This is a genomic window from Pseudomonas guineae (assembly GCF_900113745.1).
Classification (GTDB): Bacteria; Pseudomonadota; Gammaproteobacteria; order Pseudomonadales; family Pseudomonadaceae; genus Aquipseudomonas; species Aquipseudomonas guineae.
In genome coordinates this window covers 366153-383946 of the sequence record NZ_FOQL01000002.1, presented here as the reverse complement: position 1 = coordinate 383946, position 17794 = coordinate 366153, and the positions used below count along the sequence as shown (strand labels likewise).

The 17794-nt window shown below is 57.7% G+C and carries 16 protein-coding genes and 1 pseudogene; 11 read left to right on the top strand and 6 right to left on the bottom strand.

From position 1 onward, the window contains the following. Window positions 1-150 precede the first annotated feature (150 nt). From BMZ32_RS10485 to rhtA, 8 genes and pseudogenes are all read left to right on the top strand, one after another. Window positions 151-654, top strand: coding sequence for an ureidoglycolate lyase (locus tag BMZ32_RS10485; RefSeq protein WP_090241916.1), 504 nt, complete (start codon window positions 151-153; stop codon window positions 652-654). 48 nt (window positions 655-702) lie between these two features. Further along, window positions 703-1962, top strand: coding sequence for a urate hydroxylase PuuD (locus tag BMZ32_RS10480; RefSeq protein WP_090241915.1), 1260 nt, complete (start codon window positions 703-705; stop codon window positions 1960-1962). A 220-nt stretch (window positions 1963-2182) separates the two neighbouring features. Further along, window positions 2183-2406, top strand: a pseudogene (locus tag BMZ32_RS10475) (solute carrier family 23 protein); the annotation flags it as partial. Between the two features lie 348 nt (window positions 2407-2754). After that, entirely contained in the window at window positions 2755-4224 is a 1470-nt protein-coding gene (locus tag BMZ32_RS10470) for a uracil-xanthine permease family protein (RefSeq protein WP_208598709.1), read from the top strand. 85 nt (window positions 4225-4309) lie between these two features. Continuing rightward, on the top strand, window positions 4310-5161 hold the full coding sequence (locus BMZ32_RS10465) for an outer membrane protein OmpK (protein ID WP_090241913.1): 852 nt from the start codon (window positions 4310-4312) through the stop codon (window positions 5159-5161). A gap of 402 nt (window positions 5162-5563) precedes the next feature. Continuing rightward, window positions 5564-6631 carry a phosphotransferase family protein gene (locus tag BMZ32_RS10460; protein ID WP_090241912.1) on the top strand — a complete coding sequence of 356 codons (1068 nt, stop codon included), beginning with the start codon at window positions 5564-5566 and terminating at the stop codon, window positions 6629-6631. 37 nt (window positions 6632-6668) lie between these two features. Then, the gene (locus tag BMZ32_RS10455) at window positions 6669-7436 is read left to right on the top strand and encodes an SDR family oxidoreductase (RefSeq protein ID WP_090241911.1); all 768 of its coding nucleotides are present in this window, start codon (window positions 6669-6671) and stop codon (window positions 7434-7436) included. Between the two features lie 300 nt (window positions 7437-7736). Continuing rightward, window positions 7737-8624, top strand: coding sequence for a threonine/homoserine exporter RhtA (gene rhtA / locus BMZ32_RS10450; RefSeq protein WP_090241910.1), 888 nt, complete (start codon window positions 7737-7739; stop codon window positions 8622-8624). Window positions 8625-8706: 82 nt separating this feature from the next. On the opposite strand, the gene BMZ32_RS10445 is transcribed toward rhtA, so the two are convergent. Further along, window positions 8707-10485 (bottom strand): ABC transporter transmembrane domain-containing protein, encoded by a 1779-nt coding sequence (locus BMZ32_RS10445; RefSeq protein ID WP_090241909.1) that lies wholly within the window; start codon window positions 10483-10485, stop codon window positions 8707-8709. 220 nt (window positions 10486-10705) lie between these two features. Beyond that, window positions 10706-11821, bottom strand: a complete 1116-nt coding sequence (locus tag BMZ32_RS10440; RefSeq protein WP_090241908.1) for an ATP-NAD kinase family protein — start codon at window positions 11819-11821, stop codon at window positions 10706-10708. Window positions 11822-11974: 153 nt separating this feature from the next. Here BMZ32_RS10440 and BMZ32_RS19440 point away from each other — a divergent pair, with 153 nt between their 5' ends. After that, the gene (locus BMZ32_RS19440; protein WP_167376748.1) at window positions 11975-12136 is read left to right on the top strand and encodes a PA1571 family protein; all 162 of its coding nucleotides are present in this window, start codon (window positions 11975-11977) and stop codon (window positions 12134-12136) included. 33 nt (window positions 12137-12169) lie between these two features. On the opposite strand, the gene pdxB is transcribed toward BMZ32_RS19440, so the two are convergent. Further along, on the bottom strand, window positions 12170-13318 hold the full coding sequence (gene pdxB / locus BMZ32_RS10435; protein ID WP_090241907.1) for a 4-phosphoerythronate dehydrogenase PdxB: 1149 nt from the start codon (window positions 13316-13318) through the stop codon (window positions 12170-12172). A gap of 166 nt (window positions 13319-13484) precedes the next feature. Between pdxB and BMZ32_RS10430 the strand changes: the two genes are divergently transcribed. Next, window positions 13485-14864: an MATE family efflux transporter gene (locus BMZ32_RS10430; protein WP_090241906.1), complete on the top strand. Its 1380-nt coding sequence runs from the start codon at window positions 13485-13487 to the stop codon at window positions 14862-14864. Next, window positions 14864-15946: a DUF3080 family protein gene (locus tag BMZ32_RS10425; protein WP_090241905.1), complete on the top strand. Its 1083-nt coding sequence runs from the start codon at window positions 14864-14866 to the stop codon at window positions 15944-15946. Before BMZ32_RS10430 ends, BMZ32_RS10425 begins: the two co-directional genes overlap by 1 nt. Here BMZ32_RS10425 and BMZ32_RS10420 read toward each other — a convergent pair. Genes BMZ32_RS10420 through rlmM form a run of 3 tightly spaced genes read right to left on the bottom strand, consistent with a single transcriptional unit; the run spans window position 15904 to window position 17710 of the window. After that, the gene (locus BMZ32_RS10420) at window positions 15904-16359 is read right to left on the bottom strand and encodes a gamma-glutamylcyclotransferase family protein (protein WP_090241904.1); all 456 of its coding nucleotides are present in this window, start codon (window positions 16357-16359) and stop codon (window positions 15904-15906) included. The genes BMZ32_RS10425 and BMZ32_RS10420 overlap by 43 nt on opposite strands. Continuing rightward, on the bottom strand, window positions 16359-16610 hold the full coding sequence (gene tusA / locus BMZ32_RS10415) for a sulfurtransferase TusA (protein ID WP_090241903.1): 252 nt from the start codon (window positions 16608-16610) through the stop codon (window positions 16359-16361). Before tusA ends, BMZ32_RS10420 begins: the two co-directional genes overlap by 1 nt. A 44-nt stretch (window positions 16611-16654) precedes the next feature. After that, window positions 16655-17710 carry a 23S rRNA (cytidine(2498)-2'-O)-methyltransferase RlmM gene (rlmM, locus tag BMZ32_RS10410; protein ID WP_090242108.1) on the bottom strand — a complete coding sequence of 352 codons (1056 nt, stop codon included), beginning with the start codon at window positions 17708-17710 and terminating at the stop codon, window positions 16655-16657. Window positions 17711-17794 lie beyond the last annotated feature (84 nt).

Genomic DNA, 17794 nt, shown 5'->3' with positions numbered 1-17794 from the left:
GGCCTCACAGGCCTGGCGCGTCGTCGAGTAAGCATTCGCAGGCCTCCTAAGGTTCTGGTTTGTGATGTTGATCACCGCCGAAATCACGCTGACATAAAGCCCACGCCTGGCAACAGGCATGGTTTATACGCAACCGATAAGAAGACCCACATGCGTAATTTGATCATTGAGCCATTAAGCAAAGAAGCGTTCGCCCCCTTTGGTGATGTTATCGAAACCGAAGGCAGTGAATTTTTCATGATCAACAATGGCTCAACTCGCCGCCATCACAAACTGGCCACGGTCGAGACCGCACAGCCAGACGATAAGGCGATCATCAGCATTTTCAGTGCCGAACAAGTGCCAATGCCGTTGACTGTGCGCATGCTGGAAAGACATCCGCAGGGCAGCCAAGCGTTTATACCGCTGCTCGGCAACCCCTTTCTGATCGTGGTCGCGCCTGTTGGCGATGCACCTGTATCAGGATTAGTCCGTGCCTTCCGCAGTAATGGTCGGCAGGGCGTCAATTACCATCGCGGCGTTTGGCATCACCCGGTGCTAACGATCGAAAAGCGGGATGACTTCCTGGTGGTTGATCGCAGTGGTTCTGGTAACAACTGTGATGAGCATTTCTTCACCGACGACGAGCAACTGCTCCTCGCCCCCCACCAATAAGAGAAGCCCAGACGCCGGTGTGTCGGCCCTGGGGAAGAGGCATTAACTGTGGAAGCACATTTGATTGAGTGGCTAAACCTAAGCATTCGCTGGGTGCATATGATCACCGGCGTCGCTTGGATCGGCGCATCGTTCTATTTCGTTTGGCTGGAAAACAACCTGAACCGCGCTAACCCGCGCGACGGTTTGTCCGGCGACTTATGGGCGATCCACGGTGGCGGTATCTACCACCTGGAAAAATACAAACTGGCACCACCGAAGATGCCGGAGAACCTGCACTGGTTCAAATGGGAAGCTTATTTCACCTGGATGTCCGGTGTAGCTCTGATGATGGTGGTGTATTACCTCAATCCGAGCCTGTATCTGATTGCACCGGGCAGTGACATGGCACCTGCTGTCGCCATTGCGATCGGCCTTGGTTCGCTCGTGGCCGGCTACATTGCCTACCATTTCCTGTGTGACTCGGCTTTAGGCAAGCGTCCTGCTCTGCTTGGCGCGGTACTGTTCGTGCTGCTGATTGCCGCAGCTTATGGTTTCAACCTTATTTTCAGCGGCCGCGCCGCTTATCTGCATGTCGGTGCGATCATCGGCACGATCATGGTCGGTAACGTATTCTTTACCATCATGCCGGCCCAGCGCGCACTGGTTAAAGCTATTGAGGAAGGCACCACGCCAGACCCAACGCTGCCGGCTAAAGGCCTGTTGCGTTCGCGTCACAACAACTACTTCACCTTACCTGTGCTGTTCATCATGATCAGCAACCACTTCCCGAGCACCTACGGCAGCCAATATAACTGGCTGATTCTGGCGGGCATCGCGATTCTGGCGGTATTGGTGCGTCACTACTTCAACACCCGTCACGACAGCAGCAAGTATGTCTGGACGCTTCCTGCTGCGGCACTGGGCATGATCTGCCTGGCGTTTGTCACGGGACCAAGCATAAAAGCGGCAACGCCGGCGGCCCCTAAAGCAGCAGTTGTTAGCCCGGTTCAAGAAGACAGCAAAGCGTCGTCAGCAGAGGCCTCCACGGCCAGCGCAGCTGTTAGCGACGACTTTGCCAAGGTTTACAGCGTGATTCAGGAGCGCTGCACGGTATGCCACGCGGCAACTCCGAGCAGCCCAATGTTCAGTGCTGCCCCCCTGGGCTTCATGCTCGACACACCGGAGAAGGTCAAGCTGCAAGCTGGCAAGATCCATGCGCAAAGTGTGGCGTCACACATCATGCCGCTGGGTAACATCACCCAGATGACCCAAGAAGAGCGTGACCTGATTGGTGCCTGGATCGATAAGGGCGCACAGCTTAATTAAGCAACAGTGAATGCCGCAGCCTCAAGGCTGCGGCATTTTTTTGCCTCTAATCTGGTGCTCCGCGCCAGGTGCAACATTGCAACTCCAATGCCCTGAACTTAAACAGGGTCTTGAACAGCGACTTACAAAAACAAAAGCGCCTGAGGTTTTTGCATGAACCAGCTGAAGCCCCAACCGACCGCTGTGTCGGCAGTTGACCAACTGCCAACCGTGGCTGCAGATGCTTCTGGTAAGCAGCCAGCATGTGTTGTTGATATATGGCGGCGCGGTAGCGGTACCCTTTAATCATCGGTGAGACCGTAGGCCTGTCTCGTGAAGAAGTGGCTTTTCTGATTACCGCCGACCTGCTGGTAGCCGGTGTCGCCACCCTGGTGCAATCACTGGGCTTTGGCCCTGCGGGCATTCGCATGCCGGTGATGACGGGCGCCAGTTTTGCCGCCATCGCCGCCGGAACGCGCGGCTTTGCTCACCTCCCAAGCGCATCACTAACTCTGCGTTTGTACACATCAGCAGCCTGGTTCGCCAGGCTGTTTGCTATGTACATGAGTGACAAAGTCGGTTCGCATTCCGTCTGAATCCCCCTGTTTCCTGAACACGATTTGCGTGCGCAACTACCCGACTGTCGATTTATTTTTGTGCACAATTTATAAATAAATTGTTTATTAGGCTGTGAACAAGTTGTTATAGTCAGGCCATTCTGCTCAGCGGGCAAATTAACCGGCTTACAGAACAGAGGCGCCGTGAAGCCTCGCCAAGCCCATGACCATATAAAAACAACTGGCAGGCTCTGATATGACCACGACTAACACACTTAACGCCCCAGCTCCGTCTGCTGGCAGTAACGACCTGATTTACCAGCTGGATGATCGTCCCTCCTTTGGCCCCGCTCTCTTTGCTGCCTTGCAACACGTACTGGCCAGTTTCGTCGGCGTCATCACCCCCACCCTAATTGTCGGAAGCGTGCTCGGCCTCGGTGCTTATGTGCCTTATCTGGTAAGCATGGCGCTGTTTGTGTCCGGCCTCGGCACCTTCGTTCAAGCCAAACGTATTGGCCCGATCGGCTCCGGCCTGCTGTGCCTGCAAGGCACCAGCTTTGCTTTCCTTAGTGCGATTCTCAGTGCGGGGATGATCGTCAAATCCCGCGGCGGTAGCCCCGAGGAAATCCTCTCGACCTTGTTTGGCGTGTGTTTCTGCGCGGCCTTCGTCGAAATCGCCTTTAGCCAGGTGATGACCAAGTTACGCAAAATTGTCACCCCGGTGGTGACCGGTACCATTATTTGCCTGATTGGTTTATCGCTGATCAAAGTGGCCATGACCGACATCGCGGGCGGCTTTGGTGCACCAGACCTGGGTGCCTTGCATCACCTAGGGCTGGCGGCACTGGTACTGTGCACAATCATCGTGCTTAACCGTTTCAAATCGCAGGTGGTTCGTCTGTCGGCGGTAATCGTTGGTTTGGCCCTTGGTTTCGCCGTGGCCTGGTACACCGGACGAGTCGACTTTGCCAACATGGCGGATGTGCCGCTGGTTAGCGTGCCGGTGCCCTTCAAGTTCGGTTTTAGCTTCGACTGGTTGGCGTTCGTGCCAATCGCCGTGATCTTCCTGATCACCCCACTGGAAACCGCCGGCGATTTGACCGCCAACTCGATCATCTCGAAGCAGCCGGTACAAGGCCCGCTCTATCTGCGCCGGATCAAGTCCGGCGTGCTGGCCGATGGCTGCAACTCGGCAATGGCGGCGATGTTCAACAGCCTGCCGATGACCACTTTTAGCCAAAACAACGGGGTGATCCAGCTCACGGGCGTCGCCAGCCGTCATGTTGGCTATTACATCGCCGCAATATTTGTCTTGCTTGGCTTGTTCCCAACACTCGGCGCGGTGCTGCAGTTGATGCCCAAGCCCGTCCTTGGCGGGGCAACGTTGATCATGTTCGGCACCGTTGCCGTGGCCGGTATCCGCATTCTTGCGGAAGCCGGACTGCATCGGCGCAACGTGCTAATCGTGGCTATTTCTCTGGGGCTAGGGCTGGGCGTAGCCGCGGTACCGGGTGTTCTGTCGCAGATGCCAGACTTCTTGAAGAACATTTTTGGCTCACCGATCACCATCGGAGCCTTGAGCGCGATCTTGCTTAATGTGTTCTTGCCCGAAGAAGACGTCGAGCAAGAAGACAACCTCTACGACCCCGAAGCGCATTTGCATACGGTGCTGCAAAACCCGCACAGCGATGAGCATGAAATACGCGCGGGCAGAGCCGCCAGCTGAACAACCTAGTTCTCACCAGAGCCACTCAGCTGCGCGCGGCTGAGTGCGAAGAAACGACGTAAGTCCAAATAATAAGGAAAAAGCAATGAACTCAAAGTGTCTAGCCAGTTTCATCGCACTGTCTGCTGGCATTGTCGGCTGTCAGCAGGCAATGGCCGGTGAAGCCCTGCTGTGGCAGAACAACAGCCTTTCTTACCTGTACGGCGAAAATTTTAATAGAGGTCAATTCAACGACGAGCAGCAGAAAACCCAAACCACCTTTACTGCCGAACATGCCAGCGGCTGGGTTTGGGGCGATATGTTTGGTTTTGCGGACTACGTGCTCGCTGATAACAAGCAGTCGCGCCGGGGGGATTTTAACCACGACAAAGACAACTTCTATTACATGGAGTTATCGCCACGCGTTAGCCTCAGCTGGTTGAGCGGTCAGAAGCTGTCTGCCGGCCCACTCAAGGACGTGTATGCCGCCTTTACCTATGAAAAAGGCAATGGCGGCGCGGGCACAGAAAACTATCTGTATGGCATCGGTTCGGCTTGGAATGTCCCAGGTTTCGCCTACTTCAACGCCAACCTGTACCGAGTTAAAGCCAACAACAACGTGTACTTCGACCGGGCCCACGGCAACAACAACTCGCACACTTATCAGCTGACCCTCTCCGGCGCTTACCCGTTCGCTATTGGCGAACAGGATTTCGTGATCGATGGTTTCGTTGACTGGCGCGCTGGTAACTCGACCTCCAACACCCGCACCACCGTCGGCTCGTCGATCCAGGCTAAGTGGGATGCGGGCAAAGCCCTCTTTGGCGAAGGGCGTAAGCTCTATGTCGGTACCGAGGTCAATATGTGGCGTAACCGCTACGGCGCCAAGCCGATTGATGGCTCCGGCCACGGCTTCGACCAGAGCGCTATCCAGGCATTGGTCAAGTACCACTTCTAAGTGCCTAAAGCCGGTTACCGGGTAGGCGGCAACCTGAACAAAAAAGGGGATGGCATAACGGCCATCCCCTTTTTTGTGGCGCTTCGCACAACGCAGTGAGGGGCGCACGAACGCCCGCATACCCTGCCCGCGCTCCAGACGCGGCGTTGCCCCTGCTGGCGTTCAAACTGACCACGAGACGTTCAGCGCCCGGCATCCCTTATAGACGACCCTGCAGTCATCTTACGACCTGTTATCAGCTCACTATTTGGCCTTACAAATACTCGCTATAAGATCAATCAGGCATCTTGATTAGGCTGCAACACGCTGGCCTATAACAGCCCATAGTGGTTGTGAGCGCTGCATTGGCGCATTAGATTAGCTAATTATGTTAGGCACCCATCATAAGCAGAAGGGATAAACATGGCGCTTACTGACCAGTCCACCCGTATCCGCGAAGGCGAAGAACTCGACGCCGCGGTCATCGACCAGTATCTCAAGGCGCATATCCCAGGCCTGACAGGCGAGCCCCGCATTAGCCAGTTCCCTGGTGGTGCGTCGAACCTGACTTACCTGCTCGAGTACCCCGGCCATGAACTGGTGCTGCGCCGCCCGCCGTTTGGTCACAAGGCCAAGTCCGCGCACGACATGGGCCGCGAATATCGCATCCTCAATCAGCTCAACGCCGGCTTCCCCTACTGCCCGAAAGCCTACGTGCACTGCACGGACGAAGCGCTGATTGGCGGTGAGTTCTATGTGATGGAGCGGGTCAACGGCATCATCCTGCGTTCTGAGATGCCGGCTGAGCTGAACTTCAGCGAAGAGCAAACCCGCAACCTGTGCAAAAGCTTTATCGACAAAATGGTCGAGCTGCACAACGTCGACTATCAGGCCTGCGGCCTGGGCGACCTGGGCAAACCGGAAGGTTATGTGCAACGGCAGATTAGCGGCTGGAGTGATCGCTACGACAAAGCGCTGACCCCAGATGCGCCGCTGTGGGAGCCGGTCAAGGCCTGGCTCAAGGACAAGATGCCCACCGATCACCACAAGCCCGGCATCGTGCACAACGACTACCGCTTCGACAACGTGATTCTCAACCCGCACAACCCGAGCGAGATCATCGGCGTACTGGACTGGGAGCTGACCACCATCGGCGACCCGTTAATGGACCTGGGCAACACCCTCGCCTACTGGATCGAAGCCAATGACCCTGCGCCTGTGCAGATGATGCGTCGTCAGCCCAGTAACGCCCCAGGGATGCTCACGCGCCAGCAGTTTGCCGACTACTACGCCGAACGCTCGGGCATTGAAATCAAAAGCATCGATTTCTACTACACCTACGGCCTGTTCCGCTTGGCCGGCATCGTGCAGCAGATCTACTACCGCTATTACCACGGCCAAACTCAGGACAAACGCTTCGCCCAGTTCATTCATATGAATAAGTTGCTGGAGCAAATGAGCCTGCAGGTCATCAATAAATCGCAGCTGTAAATGGCCGAACAGGCCTCTCAACAAGAAAGGAAAAAACATGTCCAAGACCCAACTGTTCGACCTCGACGGCAAGATCGCATTTGTCTCCGGTGCCAGCCGTGGTATCGGTGAAGCCATCGCCAAGCTGCTGGCACAACAAGGCGCTCACGTCATTGTGTCGAGCCGCAAGATCGACGACTGCCAGAAAGTCGCCGACGCGATCATTGCTGATGGCGGCCAAGCCACGGCTGTGGCCTGTCACATTGGTGAAATGGAACAGATCACCAACGTCTTCGCGCAAATCAAAGAACAGTTCGGCCGCCTCGACATTCTGGTCAACAACGCCGCCACTAACCCGCAGTTCTGTAACGTGCTGGACACCGACCTGGGTGCCTTCCAGAAGACCGTCGACGTGAACATTCGCGGTTATTACTTTATGTCCATCGAAGGCGGCAAGCTGATGAAGGCCAACGGCGGCGGTAGCATCATCAACGTCGCCTCGATCAATGGCGTATCGCCTGGCGAATTCCAGGGCATCTACTCGGTAACCAAGGCGGCGGTCATCAGCATGACCAAGGTCTTCGCCAAGGAATGTGCACAGTTCGGTATTCGCTGCAACGCCCTGCTGCCAGGCCTAACCGACACCAAGTTTGCCTCGGCGCTGGTGAAGAACGACGCAATTCTCAAGCTTGCTCTGCAGCGTATCCCGCTTAAGCGTGTAGCCGATCCAAGCGAAATGGCCGGCGCCGTGCTGTACCTGGCCAGCGATGCTTCCAGCTACACCACCGGCGTAGCGCTGAATGTCGACGGCGGTTTCCTTTCCTAAGCCTGAGCGGCCAGAAAATCCAGCTGTTGGCGTTAATGCCGTTTAGTTAATCCCTAGCGTTTGACCTTTAGCCGTAACCACTGAAAATCCGCTGCCTATTCAGGCCGCGGATTTTTTTATGCGCACAGTTCAGGCACTCGAAGTGTATGCGGTGTATGGCGGTTGCTGTTTAGCTCGAAAGGTAAGCGCTTGAGTGCCTCAACTTAGCCTAAGTTCGTCGTCCTATTGCTGAGGACGCGCATCTCTCCTCACGACCACTGCCTAAAATCCTAAATTTATGCTGTAAAAATAAGGTTCTGCATGCCGCGTTCAAACCAATTCTCCCTGGTGATCCTGCCAATCCTGCTGCTTTTAGTCGCCATGACGTCGATCCAAAGCGGTGCATCCTTGGCTAAAGGCTTATTTCCGATAATTGGCGCCAGTGGCACCACCGCCCTGCGCTTGGGCCTCGGCGCGCTGATTTTGTGTGTGCTGATGCGCCCCTGGCAGGCGCAGCTGAGCCTGAAGTCTTGCCGCTCTTTGTTAGCGTATGGAGTGTCACTGGGCAGCATGAACCTGCTGTTTTACCTCTCGCTTAAAACCATCCCACTGGGCGTTGCTGTAGCACTGGAGTTCACCGGGCCGCTGGGTCTGGCCTTGCTGTCGTCACGCCGCCTGCTCGATTTCGCCTGGATTGCCCTTGCCGTATTTGGCCTGTGGTTGCTGTTGCCCAGCGGCCAGAGCGACGTTCCGCTAGACCCGGTCGGTATGGCCTTGGCCTTGGCAGCGGGACTGTGCTGGGCGCTGTATATCGTTTTTGGGCAGAAGGCGGGGGCCGAGCACGGTAAGCAGACTGTGGCGTTAGGCACCATAGTCGCGGCTCTATTGGTGTTCCCGATTGGTCTATCGCAAGCCGGCGCCAGTATGTTTTCACTCGACCTGCTGCCCATTGCCCTGGCTGTTGCGGTGCTGTCCTCGGCCCTACCCTATAGCCTAGAGATGATTGCCCTGACCCGTCTGCCCGCTCGCACCTTCAGCATTTTGATGAGCATGGAACCGGCCATCGCCGCGCTATCCGGGCTGCTGTTTCTCAGCGAGCAACTGACGCTCAACCAATGGCTGGCGATCAGCGCCATCATCCTCGCTTCAGCGGGTGCGGCGGCCACCATCAAACCCAAACCTAAAGCGCTTAACCTGGCGGAGTTATAGCAACTAACAGCTAAGCTAGCCGTTAGCCCCAGCGCGCCAGGCGTGCGGTCATCTATCCGCGGCAGACAACGCGCTTATGCACTTAAACCTTAGCGTCTGCCTCATTGCTGAACTGCAGTTCGGCCAGTCGCGCATACAGCGGGCTGCTGATTACCAGCTCGCTATGGCTGCCAATAGCCGCCAGTTTGCCATGTTCTATTACGGCAATCCGATCCGCGCTTTTCACCGTGGCCAAGCGGTGGGCAATCACCAAGGTGGTGCGGCCCTGCATCAGGCGCGGCAGTGCTTGCTGTATCAGGTGTTCACTTTCTGCATCCAATGCACTGGTGGCTTCATCCAGCAGCAAGATCGGTGCATCCACCAACAACGCCCGGGCTATGGCAAGACGTTGACGTTGCCCGCCAGACAGCCCCAAGCCAGCATCGCCCAGGTGCGTCTGATAGCCGTCTGGCAGCTTCATGATGAACGCGTGGGCATGCGCCATTTTGGCTGCGGCTTCTACTTCGGCCAGGCTGGCATCCGTGCGGCCGTAGCGGATGTTGTCTTCTACCGTGCCAAAGAACAGCGCCGGATTCTGCGAAACCAGGGCAAAGCTGCTGCGTAGGTCGGCGGGGGCAAGCTGCCGAATCGGCTGACCATCAACCAGAATGCGCCCCTCTTGCGGGTCGAAAAAGCGCAGCAAGAGGTCAAATAGCGTCGACTTCCCCGCCCCCGAAGGCCCGACAAGCGCCAGGGTTTCCCCGGGTGTGACCTGTAGATCAATACCGTCCACGGCATAACTGCCGGGGCGTGACGGATAAGCAAAGCGTAGCCCCTGCAACTCAATTCGACCCTGCACAGGCTGCACCAATTGCACAGCATCTAAGGCAGGTGGCGTGATTTCATTGCGTGCTTGCAGCAGTTCGGCGATGCGTTCAGCGGCACCGGCGGCCCGTTGCAACTCGCCGATCACCTCGCTGAGGGTGCCGAAAGCCGAGCCGACAATCAGGCTATAAAACACGAATGCAGCCAGCTCACCGCCGGAGATCCGCCCGGCAATCACATCCATACCACCGACCCAGAGCATCACCCCGACGGCGCCAAGCACCAACACGATGACCACGGTAATCAGCCAGGCCCGCTGGGCAATGCGTTTACGCGCGGTATCAAAAGCCGCTTCGGCGGACAGGCCAAAGCGGCGCTTGTCCTCGGCCTGATGGTTGTAGGCTTGCACGGTTTTAATCTGCCCGAGCACCTCACCCACATAGCTGCCGACATCGGCGACGCGATCCTGACTCTCGCGTGACAACGCGCGCACGCGACGGCCAAAAATCAGAATCGGCGCGACCACCAGAGGCAGCGCCATCAATACGATGCCGCTGAGTTTGGCGTTGGTGACGACCAGCAACACGCTGCCACCGATCAGCATGATCAGGTTGCGCAGCGCCATCGACAGTGATGAGCCGATCACCGACTGCAGCAACGTGGTGTCTGCGGTCAGTCGCGACTGAATCTCCGAGCTGCGGTTGCTTTCATAAAAGCCCGGATGCAGTTCAATCAAGTGGTTGAATACGCGTTTGCGGATATCTGCGACAAAGCGCTCGCCGATCCACGACACCAAGTAGAACCGGGTAAAAGTGCCGATGGCGAGTGCTAATACCAGCACGAAAAACAGCCCGATGGATTGCTGCAAAGCGGCAGGCGATTGAGTCGAGAGGCCCTGATCGACCAGCAGCTTGATGCCCTGCCCCATAGACAGGGTGATGCCAGCGGTAAACATCAGCGCCAGCAAGGCCCCAAGTACACGCCAGCGATAGGGCGCGATAAAACGCCAGGCCATACGTAACGCCGTGCGCTGACGTGAAGACAGAATCGAGGGCATGAACACTCACTGTGGGCGCTAACGCCGATTAGAGAAGAAGACGCTCAGCATACAAACCCGCCGATGCAGGCCATAGCCGCACGAAGGAATGAACAACTGCAGCAGTAGATGGGGCCTCGGCAGCGTCACATCAAGCAACCGGCTGCCATAAACGCTGGGGAGCAAGTAATAAAGCTTGTGATACCCCGTACGCCGAACGAGCGCCATGCTTTCACTGCAGTCACTTACCCACGGGATACAGCAGTTCTTCTTTGTAGCCGGCCCACACCCGCACTGCATCGGGGAAGGCGTCGTCGAGTTGTACGTCGCCACTGTCCACCAGTAGCGGCCGCCCTTCAAGGGTGGCGAGCTTGCGTTTGGTGGCAATCACCCGCAGGTGCTCAAGGCCGATGGCGCGCAGTACCCGTGGGCTTATTTGCTGGTTTCCACGGCCGATGATGTGACCCTGGCCGCCGATGGCAGTGACTAATAGGCGAGCTGGATGACCATCGACCAGCTCGAACAGTTGGGCCTCGGTGACATCGGCGGCTAACAAGTGGCCGTTCTCGACCACGTCGACGCCGAGCAAGGTCGCCTGTAAACCGAGATTTTGCGCCAGACCGTGTAAGGTCGAGCCGGGGCCAAAGACGTAACGCACATCGTTTTCCCAGCTGTCCTGCAGCCAGTCGGCCAGATCGCCCAGTACCAGTTCTTCAGACTCCACGCCGCCCTGCTTGACCTGCTGCACATAGCCGCCTTCCTGCGGCACCGTCAGCTCGCCATACCAGCGCGCCGTCACCCTGCCTTCACGCAAGGCGCTTTCATCTATGTCGCGCACCTCACCGCTGCTCAGGCGCACCAAGCCTCCTTCAACCAAGCGCGCGGTCAGCTCACCCGCTGCACGCGGGCTGATGGCATAGACGCCGGACTGGATCTTAACCCCCGCTGGAATCCCCAGCACGGGCTGACCGTCACGAACGGCGGCGCAGATATCCCGCGCGGTGCCATCGCCACCGGCAAACAAAATCAAGGCCACCCCAGCGTTCTGTAGCAATTCAACAGCCTGGCGCGTATCAGCAGCACTGCTGGGCCCCGCGTCAAGCTCACCGACCACGTGGTGGGCAAAGCCCATCTCGGCCAGTAAGTCAGCACCCATGACACCGGGGAACGTGACGAACTCTAGGCGCTCGCGCAACGGTAACAACACTTCAAGCGCGGTTTGCGTGCGCCGCGCGGCCTTAGCTTCAACCCCCAAGGCCAAGGCTTGCGCGGCCATGCCGTCACTGCCTTTGAAGCCTGCTGGGCCGCCCAGCCCAGCTAGGGGATTGATGATCAAGCCAATATGGAAAAGCCCCATAACATCCTCTTGTTCAATTCCTGCCGGCATTCTGGCACAGTGCCTGCAGTGACTGTTTTGGCCTGTGTCTTGCGCCGGCTTTACGCCGTCGCAGTTGTCACAGCGCCGTCATCTAACACTCATAAAATCGCGCTAATCGATGAGGAGACAACCATGCAAAGCTCGCAGCAGAACTCACCAAAAACCACGCCAACGCCACTAGGTGGCTCTGTCATCGACGAAACAGGCCGCGAAGTGCCGATCACCGAAGACATGATTCAACAGGCCTGCAACGCTCTGGAAAAAGCTCAGCAGCCAGCGGCAAAGCACAAGTAAGGTTCCTGCCAGGGCAGCATTCGCTGCCCTTCGTTACAGCGGATGCACACTTGCCCCCAACGCCTGCACCAGGCTGGCCAACGCCGGCGCATTTCCCTGCACGCCAATCTTCAGCCCGTCGATTTCCCGACGCATTGGGTAATGCTTACGCAGCCCGTCAAAGGCCGCACGTCGGCTCGGCGCATCACCCAGCAAGCTGCGGCGAAAGTCCGCATCATCACGGCGCGGGTCATATACGGCGCGGCAGATGCTGGCTAAGGCCCAAGTGGGGTCGGCACTGGCATCAATAGTCATAGTATTCAGCCAGGCGGCCGGCATCAGGTGCGCCAACTCAACACTAGGTACGACACCGAGGTGTTGGCATAACGCCTGATAAATCTGCGCAGTGCCGCGCAACTTGCCATCCAGGCTGTAGCCGCCTATGTGTGGCGTAGCGATGCGGCACAGGGTAGCCAGTGCAACATCGACCTGCGGTTCACCCTCCCAGACGTCCAGCACCACCTGCAGATCGCTACCTTGCGCTAACAACTCGTGCAAGGCCCGGTTATCCACTACTGCACCCCGGCTGGCATTGATCAGCCAGCTGCCTGATTTCAGTGCAGCCAAACGTGACTGATCGAACAGATGATGAGTCGGATGCGCGCCTGCCCGTTCAAGGGGCGTATGCAGGCTGATGACATCACAGGTTTCCAGCAGATGCTGCAGGCTGACGAAATCGCCACCTTCAGCGGCTTGACGGGGTGGGTCGCACACCAGTACGCGCCAGCCCAGGCTGCGCAAAACCTTGATCAACCGACTGCCGACTTGCCCAGCGCCAATTACGCCATAGGTGCGTGTTGCCAGGTCTATGCCCTGCTGTTCAGCCAACACCAGCAAACTGCCCAGCACATAGTCGACCACGCCACGCGCGTTGCAACCCGGTGCACTGGCCCAAGTGATGCCGGCTTGCTGGAAATAATCGAGGTCTAAATGGTCAGTACCAATCGTACAGGTGCCAACAAACTTTACCGCTGAGCCCTGCAGCAATGTCTGGTCAACTTGGGTCACTGAGCGCACCAGTAGCAGGTCTGCAGTAGCAACTGCGGCCGCATCAATACTGCGACCGGGCAACCGTTGTATTTCGCCGAAGCCGGCAAAGAACTCATCGAGCAGGGGAATATTTTCGTCAGCGACTATTCGCATGGGTCGGCTCCGTAAATCAGGCCGACATTCTAACCTGCCTGCGGCACTTGGCTACGCTGAGCGAGGCTAGCCGGCAAAGGCGTTGAAAGCCATGCACCGAGGTTTCCTGACTTAGCCGTCAAGGAGTAGACTGCGCGGTTTCCTAATACCTCGCTGGATACTCGTCATGCTTGCCCAAACCCGCCTGCAACGCACCCGCACTGAACTGTGCAGCCTGCTGAAGCTGGCAACGCCGATCATCATTGCCCAGTTGGCTAACACCGCCATGGGCTTCGTCGACACCGTGATGGCGGGGCGAGTCAGCCCACAGGATCTAGCCGCTGTGGCGCTGGGTAACTCGATCTGGATACCAGTATTTCTGCTGATGACCGGCATCCTGCTGGCCACCACGCCCAAGGTCGCGCAACGTTTCGGCTCCGGTGCGCACACCGAGATCGGCCCCCTGGTGCGTCAGGCACTCTGGTTGGCTCTCGGCGTGGGTATCGCTGCCGCGGTGATGTTGTGGAACGCCGAAATCGTCCTCAGCCTGATGAATGTTGACCCGGTACTAATCGAGCCTGCCATGGGCTACTTGCGCGCCGTGGCCTGCGGTTTCCCCGCCGTGGCGCTGTATCACGTGCTGCGCTGTTTCAGCGATGGCTTGGGGCACACCCGCCCGAGCATGGTCATAGGCCTGTGCGGCCTGGCGCTGAATATCCCGCTCAATTACATCTTTATCTACGGCAAGCTCGGGCTGCCGGCTATGGGCGGCGTCGGCTGTGGTTGGGCCACTGGCCTGGTCATGGTGTTTATGTTTTTGAGTATGCTGTGGTGGGTGAAGTGGGCGCCGTTTTACCAGCCGAGCAAAATCTTTAGCCACTTTGAAAAGCCGCAGTGGCCAGTACTCAAGCGTCTACTGTCGGTAGGCCTGCCAATTGGTATCGCGGTGTTTGCCGAGTCGAGCATCTTCGCGGTGATCGCCCTGCTAATCGGCGGCCTCGGTGCCACCGTGGTAGCCGGCCACCAGATCGCCCTGAACTTCAGCTCCATGGTGTTTATGATCCCCTACTCCTTGGGCATGGCCGCCACGGTACGCGTCGGCCAGGCGCTGGGTAGAGATGAGCCGCGTGAAGCGCGTTTTGCCGCTGGCGTGAGCATGGCGGCAGCATTGGCCTATGCCTGCCTGTCGGCTAGCCTGATGTTGCTGCTGCGCGAAGAGATTGCGCAGATCTATACGCCAGACAAAACCGTGATCGCCGTGGCCACCACCTTGCTGGTGTATTCCGCGCTGTTCCAATTCTCCGACGCCATTCAGGTGACTGCAGCCGGTGCCCTGCGCGGCTATCAGGACACCCGCGTAACCATGATCCTGACCTTGTTCGCCTACTGGGGCATCGGGCTGCCGGTGGGCTACGCGCTGGGCCTGACAAATTGGTTAGGCGAACCCAGCGGTCCTAGTGGGCTCTGGCAAGGTTTAATAGTCGGACTGACCTGCGCCGGCGGCATGCTCGCAGTGCGCCTGGCCGGTAGCGCGCGCAAACGCATTCGAGCCGCTAAGATGGCCTAATGAGAGCCCGCCTGCTGTTTCTGATCACTGCACTTTACCTGTGCGCCTGCACGCCAGCCGATGATGGTTTGGCGCTGCAGGCCGATTACCTGAAACGTTTGAGCAACGCCCTGGATGTCGAGTCGGCGATGAATTTCGACTCTGCTGAGCTGGTTCGTTATCGCCTGCCGCCGAAGCGTGAGCGCCTGATAGACATCCCCGAACTGCGCATTAGCTTGCTTGAACTGCTGGTCGAAGTACGCCGTTGCCCTGCCCTGCAGCAGCAAATCAGCCTGCGTAACAACAGCCTGGGCAAACAGCTGGCGCCTAGCAGCCGTCTTGCGTATGAAGGCGATCTACTGCGCGCCACCGACGCGTGTATCGAATACCTAGGCGAGCAGGATCAGGCGGAACTGCGCGGCACCCTGAAACTACTCGCGCAGGATAAGCGTGCGCAGCTGCCTGCGGTGTTCTGGAATGCCCTGAATGCCAGCCCGGAGGTCGAGCGTTACCTGCGCTTTGCCACTCAAGCGTTTCCCGTAAAGTCTAACGAAGACGACGCAGCGCTAGATGCCTTGGCGCAACTGGCGAGCATCGGGCGCGGCTTGCCTTCAGCATTACCGCCCAGTGCCGCGCAGCTGGATACGGTGTTTTTCGCTTTACATGCCAGCGATCAAGGCGGGCAACTGATCAGCAGCTTGGCCAGCCTGACTCACAGCCTCAATCAGGGTAGCTATATGCTGGAAAGTCGTCAGCAGCAAAGGCCAGTCTGCCCCATAGGGCAGCCCACAGAGCGCGCCCGCATTCTGCAAAATATCTTCGTCAAGTATTACGCCGCCAGCCTGCAACCTTACTTGGCGCAGGTAGACCAGCGTGGACAAGCTTGGAGTAACAGCCTGCGTAACCTCAGCGGCGTAGCGCAGGTGCCGCCAGCAACTCGCCAGTATCTGCAAAGCCTGAGTGCAGACCAAGACTCGTTATGGGCAAACTTCCAGAAAGCGACTGTGCGTCATGTGCGCAGCTGGCAAGAGCTGCTCAACAGCTGCGGCCTAGCGCCCGGTCAGTCGGGATGGACCGGCAACGCGGCCAACGCCGACCAGTAAGCTTCAGAGAGCAGCTCACGCCCCGCCAGAAGATGCGCCAGATAGTCCTTACTAGGCAGCAAACCTTCTTCACGAAAGGCCGGGTTGGCGATATACACCCAAGCCGCTTGCACGCCATGCGCTGTCATAACCGGCAAGCACTCGCGGCTGTAGTAGATTGGGGTGCCTTCGAAGTGATCCAGCTTGGCAATCTCGCCGGCGTCCTGCAGGCGATAGAGCACGCCTTCCACCTGATCTTGGCGAGCGTGACGGATATTGGCGTAGGCTCGACCGGGGGCACGGTCCATCGCGCGCTTGTTGAAACACAGACTGTATCCCGGCAGACAGCCAGGCATAGCCTCAAGCACCATCAGGCCGCGCGCCTGCATCCGCGCCGGATTCATGTTTGAGCCGTAGGCAAAATACCAATCCATCAGTCGAGCTTCTTACGTATCAAATACAGATAAGTCGCGCCCTCTTCGGCCTGCTCGACCAGCTCATGGCCCAAAAACACGCAGAATTTAGGAATATCGCGGCGCGTCGAAGGGTCGGTGGCAATCACCTTGAGCAGGCCACCGGCCTGCAGGTTGCGCACTTTGTTGTGCAGCATCATCACCGGTTCCGGGCAGTTCAGTCCGGTCGCATCGAGGATGTCATCGGGAATCGCGGTTGTTTGCAAAGACATCAGGGGGCTCCAGTTGCAGGCCACTATTCTCGCGCAAAAAAGGCTTACTTACCTAACCGGCGTAAGTGACAGGTCACTTCCTCGCGGTCGTGGTAGAGCTGTTTGCAGGCAATCGACACCTTGATTTTGCGCTCTGCAAAGCCATCTTCTAGGCGTAGCAACAGACGACGTACTTCGGCGTAGCGCTGTTTCATCGGCAGCTTGAGGTTGACCACGGCTTCGCGGCAATGACCTTCGCCGATCCAGGCTTCCAATAGTGCGGCACTGCGCGCCGGTTTTTCGACTATGTCGCAGACCATCCAGTCCACCGGCTGCTTAGGCTTCCAGGTAAAGCCGTCAACCATCAAATGCTGTACTAGACCGGTGTCCATCAGGCTTTCAGCCATCGGCCCATTATCAATAGCGGTGACCAGCATGCCGCGCTTGACCAGTTGATAGGTCCAGCCGCCGGGAGCCGCGCCAAGGTCGACAGCAGTCATGTCCCCCGACAGGCGCTCATCCCACTGTTCGCGAGGAATAAAGGTATGCCAGGCCTCTTCCAGCTTGAGGGTTGAGCGGCTTGGTGACTCGCGAGGAAACTTCAAGCGCGGGATGCCCATGGGCCACTGCGCTGAATTATTGATTTCAGCCATGCCGACAAACACTTCACGGCCGCTTTTAAAAGTCAGCAGCAAGCGCGGTTTGCGCTCATCCTCAACCAGCTTGCCGGCCTTAGTCAGGGCATTGCGCAGCGGCGCTTCGAACTTCTTGCAGAAATTCGACAACTCTTTGCCGTCATTGGTATCCAGCACTTCCAGCCACAAGCTGCCAAATACCGGGAAATTAGCCAGATGACTGAGCAACACACTGATGCGATCCAGTTCAGGTAAATCGATAAACACTCCGCGCGCCCATTGCCGCGGAAAGATCAGCTGATTGAAGCGAACCCCACGCATTAATCGCTCGGCGCCGTCTTCCTCGGTGCAGATAAATTCGGCGCACGCGGTACTCGGCTTGGCTTTAGCATAACCGGCTACATCTAGGCGCGCGGCATGCTCGGCGATTTCCGCACACACCTCATTCTCGAAACCAGGGCGGCAGTGCAGTAGCAGGGTATTGATTGCGGGGGTATTCATCGGGGTTCTCCTCAAGACGCGCATCATAACGGACTCGGGAACCCTTAGCCCCCGCGACCTGTCCAGTTA